At 61.5% G+C, this 14,310-nt stretch carries 16 protein-coding genes and 1 tRNA gene; 9 read left to right on the top strand and 8 right to left on the bottom strand.

The features are described from left to right. Positions 1–55 precede the first annotated feature (55 nt). The 4 genes from cimA (at position 56) to ACEWPM_RS07420 (ending at position 4,769) form a co-directional block, all read left to right on the top strand. Positions 56–1,663: a citramalate synthase gene (gene cimA, locus ACEWPM_RS07435; RefSeq protein WP_393961028.1), complete on the top strand. Its 1,608-nt coding sequence runs from the start codon at positions 56–58 to the stop codon at positions 1,661–1,663. Then, on the top strand, positions 1,656–2,435 hold the full coding sequence (locus ACEWPM_RS07430; protein WP_393961027.1) for a squalene/phytoene synthase family protein: 780 nt from the start codon (positions 1,656–1,658) through the stop codon (positions 2,433–2,435). Before cimA ends, ACEWPM_RS07430 begins: the two co-directional genes overlap by 8 nt. A gap of 215 nt (positions 2,436–2,650) precedes the next feature. Beyond that, positions 2,651–3,502 carry a uroporphyrinogen-III C-methyltransferase gene (gene cobA / locus ACEWPM_RS07425; RefSeq protein ID WP_393961026.1) on the top strand — a complete coding sequence of 284 codons (852 nt, stop codon included), beginning with the start codon at positions 2,651–2,653 and terminating at the stop codon, positions 3,500–3,502. Positions 3,503–3,545: 43 nt separating this feature from the next. Beyond that, the gene (locus tag ACEWPM_RS07420) at positions 3,546–4,769 is read left to right on the top strand and encodes an MFS transporter (RefSeq protein WP_393961025.1); all 1,224 of its coding nucleotides are present in this window, start codon (positions 3,546–3,548) and stop codon (positions 4,767–4,769) included. On the opposite strand, the gene ACEWPM_RS07415 is transcribed toward ACEWPM_RS07420, so the two are convergent. The 3 genes from ACEWPM_RS07415 to ACEWPM_RS07405 are packed head-to-tail and all read right to left on the bottom strand — an operon-like array spanning position 4,766 to position 6,770. After that, positions 4,766–5,434, bottom strand: a complete 669-nt coding sequence (locus ACEWPM_RS07415) for an alpha/beta hydrolase (protein ID WP_393961024.1) — start codon at positions 5,432–5,434, stop codon at positions 4,766–4,768. The genes ACEWPM_RS07420 and ACEWPM_RS07415 overlap by 4 nt on opposite strands. After that, positions 5,431–6,075 (bottom strand): DNA-3-methyladenine glycosylase family protein, encoded by a 645-nt coding sequence (locus ACEWPM_RS07410; RefSeq protein WP_393961023.1) that lies wholly within the window; start codon positions 6,073–6,075, stop codon positions 5,431–5,433. Before ACEWPM_RS07410 ends, ACEWPM_RS07415 begins: the two co-directional genes overlap by 4 nt. Then, complete coding sequence (locus tag ACEWPM_RS07405) at positions 6,057–6,770, bottom strand: precorrin-6A/cobalt-precorrin-6A reductase (protein ID WP_393961021.1); 714 nt, start codon at positions 6,768–6,770, stop codon at positions 6,057–6,059. Before ACEWPM_RS07405 ends, ACEWPM_RS07410 begins: the two co-directional genes overlap by 19 nt. Before the next feature lie 189 nt (positions 6,771–6,959). On the opposite strand from ACEWPM_RS07405, the gene ACEWPM_RS07400 reads away from it, so the two are divergent. Next, entirely contained in the window at positions 6,960–7,232 is a 273-nt protein-coding gene (locus ACEWPM_RS07400) for a TFIIB-type zinc ribbon-containing protein (RefSeq protein ID WP_393961020.1), read from the top strand. A 75-nt stretch (positions 7,233–7,307) separates the two neighbouring features. Here ACEWPM_RS07400 and ACEWPM_RS07395 read toward each other — a convergent pair whose 3' ends face one another. Further along, positions 7,308–7,493, bottom strand: coding sequence for a PLDc N-terminal domain-containing protein (locus tag ACEWPM_RS07395; RefSeq protein WP_393961019.1), 186 nt, complete (start codon positions 7,491–7,493; stop codon positions 7,308–7,310). Positions 7,494–7,563: 70 nt separating this feature from the next. Next, the gene (uvrB, locus tag ACEWPM_RS07390; protein ID WP_393961018.1) at positions 7,564–9,762 is read right to left on the bottom strand and encodes an excinuclease ABC subunit UvrB; all 2,199 of its coding nucleotides are present in this window, start codon (positions 9,760–9,762) and stop codon (positions 7,564–7,566) included. Between the two features lie 166 nt (positions 9,763–9,928). Between uvrB and ACEWPM_RS07385 the strand changes: the two genes are divergently transcribed. The 3 genes from ACEWPM_RS07385 (at position 9,929) to ACEWPM_RS07375 (ending at position 11,603) form a co-directional block, all read left to right on the top strand. Further along, positions 9,929–10,804, top strand: a complete 876-nt coding sequence (locus ACEWPM_RS07385) for a hypothetical protein (protein WP_393961017.1) — start codon at positions 9,929–9,931, stop codon at positions 10,802–10,804. A gap of 56 nt (positions 10,805–10,860) precedes the next feature. Beyond that, positions 10,861–10,936 (top strand) — tRNA-Thr (locus tag ACEWPM_RS07380). A 331-nt stretch (positions 10,937–11,267) separates the two neighbouring features. Further along, on the top strand, positions 11,268–11,603 hold the full coding sequence (locus tag ACEWPM_RS07375) for a hypothetical protein (RefSeq protein WP_393961016.1): 336 nt from the start codon (positions 11,268–11,270) through the stop codon (positions 11,601–11,603). Positions 11,604–11,649: 46 nt separating this feature from the next. Here ACEWPM_RS07375 and ACEWPM_RS07370 read toward each other — a convergent pair whose 3' ends face one another. Together ACEWPM_RS07370 and ACEWPM_RS07365 are read right to left on the bottom strand one after the other, a co-directional pair. Further along, on the bottom strand, positions 11,650–12,357 hold the full coding sequence (locus tag ACEWPM_RS07370; protein ID WP_393961015.1) for a DUF6994 family protein: 708 nt from the start codon (positions 12,355–12,357) through the stop codon (positions 11,650–11,652). A 125-nt stretch (positions 12,358–12,482) separates the two neighbouring features. After that, a complete protein-coding gene (locus ACEWPM_RS07365) occupies positions 12,483–12,626 on the bottom strand; it encodes a hypothetical protein (protein ID WP_393961014.1) in 144 nt (47 codons plus the stop codon). Positions 12,627–12,934: 308 nt separating this feature from the next. Here ACEWPM_RS07365 and ACEWPM_RS07360 point away from each other — a divergent pair, with 308 nt between their 5' ends. Further along, positions 12,935–13,291, top strand: coding sequence for an HNH endonuclease (locus tag ACEWPM_RS07360; RefSeq protein WP_393961013.1), 357 nt, complete (start codon positions 12,935–12,937; stop codon positions 13,289–13,291). A 45-nt stretch (positions 13,292–13,336) separates the two neighbouring features. Here ACEWPM_RS07360 and ACEWPM_RS07355 read toward each other — a convergent pair whose 3' ends face one another. Further along, positions 13,337–14,086, bottom strand: coding sequence for a hypothetical protein (locus tag ACEWPM_RS07355; RefSeq protein WP_393961012.1), 750 nt, complete (start codon positions 14,084–14,086; stop codon positions 13,337–13,339). Between the last annotated feature and the right edge of the window lie 224 nt (positions 14,087–14,310).

Genomic DNA, 14,310 nt, shown 5'->3' with positions numbered 1-14,310 from the left:
TGCGCGGCGATGCGTTGACGCACACCTTGAGTCCGCGCGAAGGGGGCTCGGCCCCATGAAACAACGCCTCTCCCTCTACGACACCACCCTCCGAGACGGCCAGCAGACCCAGGGCGTCAGCTTCTCCACGGCGGAAAAGCAGCGCATCGCGGAAATGCTCGACACCCTCGGGGTCGACTATATCGAAGGCGGCTGGCCCGGCGCGAACCCGACCGACAGCGCCTTTTTTGACGCAGCCCCCAAGACACGGGCCAAGATGACCGCCTTCGGCATGACCAAGCGCGCGGGCCGCAGCGCCGCAAATGACGACGTGCTGGCCGCCGTGATGAATGCCGGGACGCAAACCGTCTGCCTCGTCGGCAAGGCGCATGATTTCCATGTTGAGCGTGCCCTTGGCATCACCCTGCAGGAAAATACCGATAACGTCGCGCAGTCCATCGCGCATCTTGTAGCCGAGGGGCGCGAGGCGCTGCTGGATGCAGAGCATTTCTTCGACGGTTATAAGGCAAACCCGGCCTATGCGCTGGAAGTCTGCCATGCCGCCCATGACGCCGGTGCGCGCTGGGTCGTGCTCTGCGATACCAATGGCGGCACCCTGCCCAGCGAGATCGGGCGCATCACGTCCGAGGTGATCGCCTCCGGCATCCCTGGCGACCATATTGGCATCCACACGCATAACGACACCGAGAACGCCATCGCCGGATCGCTGGCCGCCATCGACGCGGGCGCGCGTCAGGTGCAGGGCACGCTCAATGGCCTCGGCGAGCGCTGCGGGAACGCCAACCTTACCACGCTGATCCCGACGCTGCTGCTGAAGGAGCCCTACGCCAGCACCTATGAAACCGGCGTCACACTCGATGCGCTCAAGGGTCTCAGCCGGATCAGCCGCAAGCTGGACGATATCCTGAACCGCGTCCCGATGCGCCAAGCCGCCTATGTCGGCGCCTCTGCCTTCGCGCACAAGGCGGGGCTGCATGCGAGTGCGATCCTCAAGGACCCAAGCACCTACGAGCATATCGAGCCGGCCCTTGTCGGCAATGCGCGCATCATCCCGATGTCCAATCAGGCGGGCCAGTCCAATCTGCGCCAGCGCCTGATGGAGGCCGGGATCAAGGTCGCGCCCGACGATCCCGCCCTCGCCCTCATCCTCGACCAGATCAAGGAGCGTGAGGCGATCGGCTATACTTATGACAGCGCGCAGGCGAGTTTCGAACTGCTCGCCCGCCGCGCCCTCGGCACCCTGCCCGACTTCTTCGAGGTCAAGCGCTACAAGGTCACGGTCGAGCGGCGCAAGAACAAGTACGACCGCATGGTCAGCCTCTCGGAGGCGGTCGTCGTGGTTAAGGTCGACGGCGAGAAAAAGCTGTCGGTCAGCGAGTCGATGGACGAGCTCGGCTGCGATCGCGGCCCCGTCAACGCGCTCTCGAAAGCGCTGGCAAAGGATCTCGGCCGCTACCAGAGCCTGATCGAGGACATGCGCCTCGTCGATTTCAAGGTGCGCATCACCCAGGGCGGGACCGAGGCCGTGACCCGCGTCATCATCGACAGCGAAGATGATCAGGGCCGCCGCTGGTCCACCGTCGGCGTCAGCGCGAACATCGTCGATGCGTCCTTCGATGCGCTGCTGGATGCGATCAACTGGAAGCTGCTCCAAGGTGCCTGAGCTGGGCCAGGACCTCACCGGCTGCGCCGATCTTTTGCGCCGTGGCGATCCCGACCGCTTTCGCGCCGTAATGGCGGCACCGGTTGCGGCGCGGCGGGTGCTTTTCCCGGTCTACGCCTTCAATGTCGAGGTCTCGCGCGCCCCCTGGATGACGCAGGAATCCATGATCGCCGAGATGCGTCTACAATGGTGGCGCGACGCGCTGGAAGAGATCGCAGCGGGCGGCAATGTGCGGCGTCACGAGGTGCTCACGCCCTTGGCCGATGTGCTGGACGCGACCGGCACCGAGCTACTGGACGATCTGATCATCGCGCGCCAGTGGGACATCTACCGCGAGCCCTTCGAGGACGACGCGCACCTGACCCGCTACATCGAGCAGACCAGCGGCAACCTGATGCTGGCCGCGGCCCGCGCCCTCGGGCAGATGGATGCGCAGGTGGTGATGGATGCGGGTTATGCCACCGGCGTCGCGGCCTGGCTGCGCGCCATCCCCGCGCTTGAGGAGGCGGGGCGCATACCCCTCCTTGACGGTCGCCCCGAGGGCATCCGCGCGCTGGCCGAGGACGGGCTGAACCGTCTGGCAAGCGCCCGCGCCCAGCGCAGCAAGATCAGCCCCGAGGCGCGACCCGCGCTGCTGGCGGCATGGCAGGCGGGCGGCGTTCTGCGCCGCGCGGCGGCGCATCCAGCGCTGGTGGTGAATGGCGGGCTGGAGCCCGCGCCGATTCGCTCTTCACTCGGCCTGATGGCGCGATCCATGAGCGGGCGGTGGTAGGAACAGCGTTCCATCCAACCCTAAAGACAGTCATGCGAATTAAAATTCTGTTCCACCCAACGCCAAGATCAGGAAACGAAACATCCGAATCGCAGTCCGGCGCGAACAAACACTCCACGCTACCCGCCTTGCCCTGAAAGGCGTTTCGCAGCCCTAGGCCGGCGCGGGGGCCGCCCCCCTTCCCACATGAAAAATCCCGCGTCATATCCTTGTCCATGTTTGACGCGCTCCCCCTCCCCGCCCACCAGTGGCCCACGATCCAGCCCGGTTGGGTCTGGCTCTGCGGTGCCGGTCCCGGTGATCCAGGCCTGCTGACCATCCACGCGCTCAACGCGCTGCGTCAGGCGGATGTGGTAGTTTATGACGCACTGGTGCAGGAATGCATCCTCGACTGGGCGCCGCAGGCCGAGAAAATCTACGCGGGCAAGCGCGGCGGCAAGCCGTCGGCCCAGCAACGCGATATCTCGCTACGCCTCGTAGATCTGGCGCGCGCGGGCAAGCGCGTCCTGCGCCTCAAAGGCGGCGATCCCTTCGTTTTCGGGCGCGGCGGCGAAGAGGCGCAGACGCTGGTGCAGCATGGTATCCCGGTGCGCATCATCCCCGGCATAAGCGCGGGCATCGGCGGGCTGGCCTATGCGGGTATCCCTGTGACTCACCGCGACCTGAACCAGTCCGTGACCTTCGTCACCGGCCATGACCAGACCGGCAATGCGCCCGCCTCGCTAAACTGGAAGGCGCTGGCCGAAGGCAGTCAGGTGTTGGTCATCTACATGGGTATGAAACATGCCGAACAGATCAGCGCATCACTGATGAAACATGGCCGCGACCCGGACGAGCCTTGCGCGGTAGTCTGCAACGCCACGACCCCGCAGCAGCAGGTGATCGAGACAACGCTCAGCCGTATGGCTGCCGATATCATCGCCAGCCGGCTGGAGCCGCCGGCGCTTATCTGCATCGGGCGCTCGGTCCTGATGCGGCAGGTTCTGGACTGGCAGGGACATATGGCAGGCGAACCGGTACGCGACGTGGATCCGCTGGGACGCGGCCTGGCTGCAGAGGTCGCCTAGCGCCTCTTGCTAACCTCCCAAGACAGGTCTAGCACTTTGCGGCATGACATATGCCGCCCCCCTCACTGACGACAATCGCGCCCGGCGCAACGTCACCGTTCTGGTGCTGGCGCAAGCCATCCTTGGCGCGCAGATGCCGATGATTTTTGTTGTCGCGGGCCTTGCCGGGTCGGGTCTGGCCGCGAATCCGTGCTTTGCGACGCTGCCGATTTCGATGATCGTCATCGGCTCGATGCTGTCGGCGACGCCGGTCTCGGCCATCATGCAGAAATACGGGCGGCGCACCGGATTTTTCCTGGGCACGGCGGGCGGCGCGATTGGCGGTGCGGTTGGCGCCTACGGCCTCTACACCGCCTCCTTCCCGCTCTTCCTGCTGGGAAGCCTTCTGACTGGCCTCTACATGAGCGCGCAAGGGTTCTACCGCTTTGCCGCTGCCGACACCGCCAGCGATGAATTCCGCCCCAAGGCAATCTCATACGTCCTTGCAGGCGGGCTGATGAGCGCAATCATAGGACCGCAGCTGGTCAAGGTGACGGCGCAGGCGATGGTGGTGCCGTTTCTGGGCACCTACCTTGCGGTGATCGTGCTGAACCTCGTCGGCTCGGTGCTCTTTTTGTTCCTGAACATCCCCAAGCCGCCGGTCCCCAATCAGGACGCGCCGCGCGGGCGCAGCCGGGTCGAGCTGTTGAAGACGCCGCGCATCGCGGTGGCGGTAATCTGCGCCATGGTCTCCTACGCGCTGATGAACCTCGTGATGACCTCGACGCCGCTGGCGGTGGTCGGTTGCGGCTTTGACGCGGGCACGGCGGCGGATGTGGTCACGGCGCATGTTCTGGCAATGTACATCCCGTCCTTCTTCACCGGCCACCTGATCGCACGCTTCGGCGTCGAGAAGATCTTGGGCGCGGGTATCGCCATCCTTGCCGCCGCAGGCGTGGTCGCCATTCAGGGCGTCAACCTTGAGAACTTCTTTGTCGCGCTGGTCCTGCTGGGGGTTGGTTGGAATTTCGGCTTTATCGGGGCCACCTCGATGCTGGCCGGCGCGCATGAGCCGCATGAGCGCGGCCGCATGCAGGGCCTCAATGACCTGTTGGTTTTTAGCGGCGTCACGGTCGCCTCGCTGGCCTCGGGCGGGCTGATGAACTGCTCGGGCGGCGATGCGCAGGCCGGATGGATGTCTGTCAACCTGGCGATGGCGCCCTTCCTGGCGCTGGCAGGCGGCGCACTGATCTGGCTGGTGATGCGCGGGCGCGAGGGTGCGTCTTAACCCAGACCCAGCTTGTCCGCCATGAAGGCCAATGCCACCTCGAGCCCATCGGGCGCGATACCGTGGCCGGTGCCCTTCATCACATGGGCATAGACATCCTTCCAGCCTGCGGATTGCAGCGCCTCGGCAGCCTCGGGCAGGGATTGGGCCGGCACCACCTCATCCGCGTCACCATGCACCAGCAGGATTGGCGGACGGCTGACAACCTCATCGGCCAAGAGCTCGGGGCGCAGGAGGCGGCCCGAAAAGGCGACGATACCCGCCACCTCATCCTCGCGCCGAGGCGCGACGTGAAGCGCCATCATCGTGCCTTGAGAAAAGCCGAAGAGAACGACCTGCTCGGGCAGCACATCCTCGTCCACCATCAGCGCATCGAGAAAGGCATTCAGATCATTCGAGGCCGCAAGGAGCCCGCGCTCGGCCTCTTCCTCGCTGCTGCCGTCGATCCAGGGGATGGGAAACCACTGAAACCCGTTCGGCATGCCCGGCACATTCTCGGGCGCGTCAGGGGCGACGAAAAGCGTATCGGGCAGATGCTCGCCCAGCGGATCGGCAAGGCCCAGAAGATCCGGCCCGTTGGCGCCGTAGCCATGCAGGAAGACCACGATGGATTTCGTCTCGCCCGAAATCGGCTCTCTGCGGCCAGCGCTAAGTACTCGCGTCATCTGATGCCTTCCCTTTGTTTTGCCACCCGGTAGTAGGCCCAAAGCAGGCGCGCGGCAACCGACCTGTAGGGGCTCCAATCCGCGGCCATGGCGCGCATCGCGCGCTCGTTCGGGCGTTCGGGCAGATCGTAAAGGAGGCGCGCCGCCTCCTGCAGCGCGAGATCGCCATGCGCAAAGACATCCGCATGACCAAGGCTGAACATCGCGTATATTTCCGCCGTCCATGTGCCGATGCCGGGCACCGTGGTCAGCGTTTTCAGCACCTCATCCGTGGGCGCGCTGCGCAGCGCACCAAAGTCGATGCCGGCATGGGCCAGCTCCTGCGCATAGCGGATCTTCTGCCGGCTGAGGCCAGCGGCGCGCAGCCCCTCCTTGCCCGCTTTCAGGATCGGCGCAGGCGCGATCAGGCCCGCCTCCTGCATCCGCGCCCAGATGGCATTGGCCGAGGCGACGCTGACCTGCTGACTGACGATGGCGCCGAGCAGCTCGGCAAAGCCATCGGGCCTGCGCCGCAGCGGCAGCGCGCCGATCTGGGCATAGGCCTCGGCCATGCGCGGGCACATCGCACAAAGCGCATCCGCATCCGCCGCCACATCGGCATCGGTTTCGATGATCCGCAAGCTCACAGCGCGCGCACCCATGCCAGCGCCTCAGTCTCCGTCTCGACACGGGGCGCATCGGGCGGGGCTGGCCGCGCGATCATCGCCACGTTGATGCCAAGGGCGCGGGCCGCCGTCAGCTTGGTCGCCGCGCGGGCGCTGCCGGCATTGCGCAGGACCAGCCAATCGATGCCAAGCCGTCGGAACAGCTCCGCCTCCTCATCGACGGGAAAGGGCGGCTGCTGGACCAGCCATTCGCCATTTGGCAGCGGAAAGGACACGTCCGGCGCGCCGATCTGCCGGCAATAGACATAGCCATCTGCCAAAGCCGCATAGGCCGCCAGCCCCTCGCGCCCCGAGGCGACAAGGACAGTGCTGCCCGGCGCGATATGCCGGACCGCCTCGGCATCGCTCGCCACATGGGTCCAGAGATCGCCCTCCTGCGCGCGCCATTCAGGACGGCGCAGCAGCAGGTAGGACAGGCCATGCCGCGCGCAGTGATGCGCCGCCTCTTGCGAGATGTCACCTGCGAAAGGATGGCTGGCATCCAGAACGGCTTGGGGCGCCACGTCGCTCAGACATGCCGCCAGTGTCCCGCGATGGCAGGGTACGGGCCAATCCTGCGGCGAGAGGCGCTGACCATCCGGGAGCCAGACGGCACAAGGCCGCCCTTCCTCCGCCATGCGCGCGGCGACGCGCAGCGCCTCGCCGGTGCCAGCAAGGATCAGCAAGGTCATGATAACCCCCAATGGGCAAAGTTATGGCAATGGCGCATCATGGATCCGACCATACCGGCGATGCAGTGCTGCGCAATCGCCAAACACCCCGAGCAAAAGGACGCCGTGTCGCAGCCCTGCCCGTTGCAACAGGCGGCAGGCACGCCCACATCAAACGTGCAAAACACAGCAAAGCGAAAGGGAGTGGCGATGAAATGTCCGATTGACGGGACGCAGCTGATAATGACCGACCGATCCGGGGTCGAAATCGACTATTGCCCGGAATGCCGGGGTGTCTGGCTGGATCGGGGCGAGCTGGACAAGATCATCGAGCGCTCGGACGTGGCGCCGCCGCCGCCACCGCCCAGCGCCGACCGCGGTCGGGGCGACTATTACGATGATCGGTATGACGACCGCTACGACGACCGCTCGCGCAAGAAGAAAAAGCGCGGCAGCCTTCTGGGTGAGATCTTCGACTTCTAGAAAACGCTTTTGTCAGAGACAAAAAAAGAGCGGGCAGATTGCCCGCTCTTTGCGCTTTCATGCTGTTCTTGGCGCTTACACGTGCGCCTTGTTGCCCCGGGGGCCTGCGATCAGCCAGATGATGAAGCCGATGATCGGCAGGATCAGGATGAGCAGAGTCCAAAGCACCTTGGCGCCCGTCGACGCGGCCGAGGTCAACACCTGATAGATCGCATAGATATCCGCGATCAGGACGATAATTCCGAAAAGACCATATTCCATGATACATCTCCTATTCTTCGATTGAGGATGTAACGTGATCGTGAGCCGTTCGGTTCCGCCGCCCCTCCGCCTACCTCTTGCGCCGCTTGACGTTGCCGCCCCGCTGCCCCGGCTTGCCCGCGGTCGAGCGCCCGCGCGTCACAGACCCAGCGGCCACCGCATCCTCCACCGCCGATTGCCGCGCGAGCGGATCGTCCGAGATCGCCAGATCGACCGCCTCCAACCGCTTGACCTCGTCGCGCAGGCGCGCAGCCTCCTCAAATTCGAGGTTCTCGGCGGCCTTGCGCATATCGGTGCGCAGCCCGTCCAGATGCGCTTGCAAATTGCCGCCATGCATCGGCTTGTCGACCTTGGCGGTGACGCGGCTCATGTCCACATCGCCCTTGTAGAGACCGGCAAGAATATCCTCGACGTTCTTCTTGACCGTCGCGGGCGTGATGCCGTGCTCTTCGTTATAGGCGATCTGCTTGGCGCGGCGGCGATCCGTCTCGCCCATCGCGCGCTCCATACTGCCGGTGATGCGGTCCGCATACATGATGACGCGGCCCTTCTCGTTCCGTGCAGCGCGACCGATGGTCTGGATGAGCGATGTCTCGGACCGCAGGAAACCTTCCTTGTCGGCGTCCAGAATGGCGACCAGCCCGCATTCGGGAATATCCAGACCCTCGCGCAGAAGGTTGATCCCGATCAGAACGTCAAAGGCACCCAGACGCAGGTCGCGCAGGATCTCGATCCGCTCGATCGTGTCGATATCGGAATGCATGTAGCGCACCTTGATGCCCTGCTCATGCATGTATTCGGTCAGATCCTCCGCCATCCGCTTGGTGAGGGTGGTGACCAGCGTGCGATAGCCATCGGCAGCCACGCGGCGCACCTCGTCCAGAAGATCATCGACCTGCGTCTCCACGGGACGAATCTCCACCATCGGATCCAGAAGGCCCGTGGGCCGGATGACCTGCTCGGTAAAGACGCCGCCAGTCTGCTCGATCTCCCACTTGGCGGGGGTAGCCGACACGAACACCGACTGTGGCCGCATCGCGTCCCACTCCTCGAACTTGAGAGGGCGGTTATCCATGCAAGAGGGCAGGCGAAAGCCATGCTCGGCCAGGGTGAACTTGCGGCGATAGTCGCCTTTGTACATCGCGCCGATCTGGGGCACGCTCACATGGCTCTCATCCGCAAAGACAATGGCATTGTCGGGGATGAACTCGAACAGCGTGGGGGGCGGCTCGCCCGGCGCGCGGCCCGTCAGGTAGCGCGAATAGTTCTCGATCCCGTTGCAGACGCCGGTGGCCTCCAGCATTTCCAGATCGAAATTCGTGCGCTGCTCCAGCCGCTGCGCTTCCAGCAGCTTGCCCTCACCCACCAGCTGATCCAGCCGCGTGCGCAGCTCTTTCTTGATGCCGATGATGGCCTGCTGCATCGTCGGCTTGGGCGTGACGTAGTGGCTATTGGCGTAGACACGGATCTGATCGAATGTGCCGGTTTTTTCACCAGTCAACGGATCGAACTCGGTGATCGCCTCCAACTCGTTCCCGAAGAAGCTGAGCCGCCACGCGCGGTCCTCCAGGTGCGCTGGAAAGATCTCCAGGCTGTCGCCCCGCACGCGGAAACTGCCCCGCTGGAACGCCGCATCATTACGCTTGTATTGCTGGGCCACCAGATCAGCCATTACCTGCCGCTGATCGTAATCGGTGCCCACCTTCAGATCTTGTGTCATCGCGCCGTAGGTCTCGACGGAACCGATGCCGTAGATACAAGACACTGAAGCGACAATGATCACGTCGTCCCGCTCAAGCAGCGCACGCGTGGCGGAGTGGCGCATCCGGTCGATCTGTTCGTTGATCTGGGACTCCTTCTCGATGAAGGTATCGCTGCGCGCGACATAGGCCTCGGGCTGGTAGTAATCGTAATAGCTGACGAAATACTCGACCGCATTGTTGGGAAAGAACCCCTTGAACTCGCCGTATAGCTGCGCCGCGAGCGTCTTGTTCGGGGCCAGGATGATGGCAGGGCGCTGCGTTTCCTCGATGACCTTGGCCATCGTGTAGGTCTTGCCCGTGCCGGTCGCACCCAGCAGCACCTGATCACGGTCGCCGTCCTTCACCCCTTGGGACAGCTCGACGATGGCCGTAGGCTGATCGCCTGCGGGTGAGAACTCACTGACCATCTCGAACCGTTTGCCACCCTCCAGCTTGAGCCGATCCCGCACATCGGGCGCGGGATTGGCCAGGACGGGGGGCTGGCTGTCGGAATGGGCGTAGGGCATGGGGGCGATATCCTTCGGGCGGCGCAAGGCACACATTTGATACTTTTTCCGCGCCATTCAACCCAGGCCGCCTGCCCGACCCCGACGCGAAACCGGTTTATCTGCGGCTCAATGCGCCATATACAGAGCACGGCCCTACCAATTTGCACTTCGGACAACCCACATCATGCAGCTCGTTCTTCACGCAGGCGCTCACATCACCGACGAGGACCGCCTGCTGAAATGCCTCACCGCCAATCAGCCGATGCTGGCCGAGCGCGGCACGCAAGTGCCCTACCCCAAGGAGTATCGCCGCCTGCTGCGCGACGTGCTGCATGCCGGCGCGGACGGTGGCCTGGCCGAGAATACGCGCGAAGTGCTGATGGACGCGCTGGGCTTTGACGAAGTACCCGAGCGGCTGATCCTGTCCAACCCCGGCTTCTTCGGCACGCCCAAGATGGCGGCCTCGGGCGGGGATTTCTATACAGCCGCCGCGGGCCGCACACAGACCTTCCGCGAGATCTTTGCGCGCGACGAGATCGAAATGTTCTTTGCCATCTGCAACCCCGCCACCTTCCTGCCCGCCATCATGGCCCAGACCAAGTTTGACAGCCTTTCCGCCTATCTGGGCGGAACCGACCCGCGCGAGATGCGCTGGTCCGGCATGATCCAGCGCGTGCGCGCCGCGATCCCTGATATCCCGATCACGATCTGGTGCAATGAGGACACGCCGCTGATCTGGGGCCAGATCCTGCGCGAAATGGCTGGGATCGAGCCCGGCGTGCCCCTGACCGGAGAGCATGCGCTCTTGCGCGAAATCATGAGCCCGACAGGCATGACCCGGTTCGAGAGCTATCTGGAACAGCATCCCGGCATGACCGAGATGCAGAAACGCCGCGTCATCTCGGCCTTTCTTGACAAGTTCGCGAATGACGATGCCATTGAGGAAGAACTTGACCTGCCCGGCTGGACCGAGGAGATGGTCGACGAGTTGAGTGATCTTTATGACGAGGACGTCTACAATATCGGCCGCATGCCCGGCATCACACTGATCACGCCCTAAGCACCGCTCGACCGCGCTTGCCAACCTCGCAGCACCCTGCTAAATGCCGCCTCGGCGCCCCTATAGCTCAGCTGGTAGAGCAACTGATTTGTAATCAGTAGGTCGGGAGTTCGAGTCTCTCTGGGGGCACCATTATTTTTCATATAAATCAATAATTTATAAGAAAATCAAAAGGCCAGCCTGGCAAAGGTGCACTCAAAGTGCGACCACTTGAACCAATTCGTGGCTTTTAGCCTCTGCCCACGCCAAGGCACTACAGAAACGGATCCCTCGAAGCGAGTTGCCCCCCAGCCCGGTGTTGGAGAGCAGGCGAAGTGATCGGCCTCGCATGTGATCGCCCCGTTGGGCAAGAGCAGAGATCGCATCGAGACCGGCTATGATCCGGAAAAATGCTTTCGCGGTCCAAAAATTGCCAGATTCAGCAACGTATTCTGAGCTAGGGTTCAGGATCAGGAGAGAAAAAATGGGTAGCGTTGAAGCCAAGAATTCTGGGTTCGGATACGCCCTCCTTCTGATCGGAGGAGTCGTTGGCGCGCATCTGTTCTACTTGCGTCGTCCTTTTGGGGGGCTACTTATGATTGCAATGACGGGTGTCGCCACGTTCGCGCTGTCCGGCGCCGGGCAGATAATGCTCGCGACAAATGCTTCCGTCTCAGCCTCGATCTTCAACGTGGGGGTTGGGTTGGCGATCTTCATCGTCCTTTTTCTGATCGAGGATCTGATCAAGATGGAGAAGCGCGTCTCCGAGTTGAATGACGAAGTCGGTAAGTTCGACTTCGATGCTCGAATCCGTCGATGAAGCAGATGTTTAGCAGTGACCACCCTGATTGTAATGCTGGATATCGTTAAGACTTGGTCCGGTTTTCGGCATCTATCCGGGCATTGCGAGCAGCGACGAGGGCTGTCACCGCATCCCGATAGGTTCGGTATTCGCTGAGATCTCGTGGATATGGGGAGCGGTCGAACTCCTTGTGGGGCAGGAAGAATTCCACGGATGACCAGTCATTTGAAACCAAGTCATGGAAGAGGAAGAACTCGACATAACCAGCAAAGCTGCCGAACAGGTCGAAGAAGTCGTGATAGCGCTCCAAGGCAGCACTCAGTGGGCTGGCTTTGCCGGCATAATGAAGCCGTATGCATTCGAGGGTGAGATCAAAACGGTCACCGATCTTCGGATGAAGGCCTCTGGCACCGTTGATCGTCGGTTTCCGGTCGACCCGCTTGCCTGGGAAAATCGTGTAGGCACCAATAGTGCTGCACCGGGTGAAGAATTCGTCGAGCTCCTCGGCCGGCACTTGGTAAATCACCTCAGCCACAGGCTTAGAGTATCGATAGGTGTGGCCCAGTGCATCGCTGGACAGGAAGAATTCGCCTTGCTCTGATTGATGATGAAGGTAAGCGCCCTTGGTATCGACGGATAGGTTGAACAGATGGCCGTCAGGCAGTGGCTTGCTCCAAAGCATCGCGTGATATCGGCGCAGGGTTGCGCTGAGTTGGTCCGGATCGCCACCTGGCCGGGTGTCCGAGTAAACATCAAAGGTCGTATCAATCATTAGGGAGCGATCCATTCTATGGGGCGTATGGCGACCTTCGGCAACGGACGATGTTGCATCCATTCGTAGGCTGACCATTTGCCCTTCGGTAGGGAGTTCATCGCGAAAGTCGGCGGGATCGGCAGTTAGAGACCTTCATCCCAGCCGAATCTGGTTTCATTCAGTCCCTCGTATTTTGCCTTGGTCTCGACATTGGATAGAGGGGACTTCTCCAACGTGGAGACAATGATGCCTTTCCGGGCTTGGTAGTGCGCGTCCGTCATTTTCATGTCTTTGGTCTCCTGTGCTATCACAGAGGCACATGCGCTATGGCATAAAACACACAAGAAAGACGAATGAATTTGGTCCGTGACCTAACCATTGAAATGCCTCTGCGGTCTATGTAGCTTTTGACTCGGCGGCGCCGCCATAGGTTGCGTCGATCAGACAACTCAGTTGCTGATCAGGTCGGGGGACGATCCGAAGATCTGCCGTAACTACTGCGGAACGACATAAGTCGTTTGGCGCGAGCAAAAGCTTCCTTAGTGGGGGCGGTTCTAGGAGCCGCTGTGCATCCGTTTCGTTTAAAACCGAAGCAATGGATATGCATGTGACCAGAAGCATAAAGAAGATCAGACAATCAAAATTCAAAGCTCAGAATGGGCGTTGTCATTATTGTCGGCAGCCAATGTGGGTAGCGAGCTCAGATAAGTTCCGCCTCCGTTTCGGTATGAGTGCGAAGCAATCGGCGAAATTCCAATGCACAGCCGAGCACGTCCAGGCACGATGTGATGGAGGCCCTGATGCTTCGTCGAACATTGTCGCGGCCTGCAAGTTCTGCAATCAGACCCGCCACAGCGCCAAGGATGCCTTATCGGAAAAGCAGTATAAGGAGAAGGTTATCAGGAGACTGAAGGGCGGAAAATGGCATGGCTTTCTCGTCATGCCGCCTTAGGCGCAGGTCCAATCCAATTGTTCCAGGAGCGCAACCGCATACCCCTCACCCTTCGTTCATTGCCGCGACCGTCTCGGCTCTAAGGCGGTCGGATCCGGAGAAATTGGCCTCTGTCAGGACATCCAGAAAGCGCAGCATTGCACCACAGAGTTCGGGGTTCTCCACGTCAGGCTGCGTGACCAGCTCCAGCTCTTCGTCGGTTCCTCCGGTTTCGTAGAAGTCCACGAAGAGATTGCCCCAGTCCTCATCTGTGGCTTGCGCTCGTTGCACAGGGGACTGCGTTCCTTCATACATCGCTCGATACAGCAATCCCGCGGACTCCATCTGTCCAACGATGCGCTTGCGTTCGCTCTTGGGTATTGCTGCGGCTCCCAACATGACAACTCGGTTGCAAAGCATGGGGTCTTCTTCGAAAGCGGCAATGACCTGAGTTTGATACTCTAGGATTGACCGAAGCAATTGATCCGGTGCCGTTCGCAGGTTGGCGGCGTGTCGCTGCCGGATCTCTGCACCGACCGCAAACATCTTTGAAAATGCATCTTCATTTCCCAAATTATCTTTCAGAGCAACCATAAAGCTACTCATGAAATACTCAGCTTCTTCTGGAAAGTATCTTCGGAGGGCCGCATACATCTCACTGACCGGTGAGTCTTCTATCATAGCCACGGCCTTGGCCTCTGTAATGACTGGCTGTGCCGCAAAATATTCGTAAATTTCCGTTCCGACTGGCCTGGCAAGGACGAAGGCACCAATGCCCACTGCAATAATGAAAGAATTACCAAAGAGCTTTTTCATGGAGCACCCGATTAGAGCACGTATGCGTTAAAAATTTGGAATTTGCCCCAGGCCCAGTTTTAATGTTGCCTGGCTCGTCCAGTCGGTTTCCGCTGCATGACGAAATGCTATCATCAGGCATGCACACCTATCAAGCCCAGTCAAACCCTAGGCTCAGGACCCATTAATTGCCTTGAGGTCATGATGGCTGCATGATTCAAGCTCCCGAACTGATGGGGGCATGA

It is taken from the genome of Roseovarius maritimus (assembly GCF_043355895.2).
Taxonomy (GTDB): domain Bacteria; phylum Pseudomonadota; class Alphaproteobacteria; order Rhodobacterales; family Rhodobacteraceae; genus Roseovarius; species Roseovarius maritimus.
Note: the sequence above shows the minus strand (reverse complement) of the source record. Positions and strands in the feature narration are given on the sequence as shown.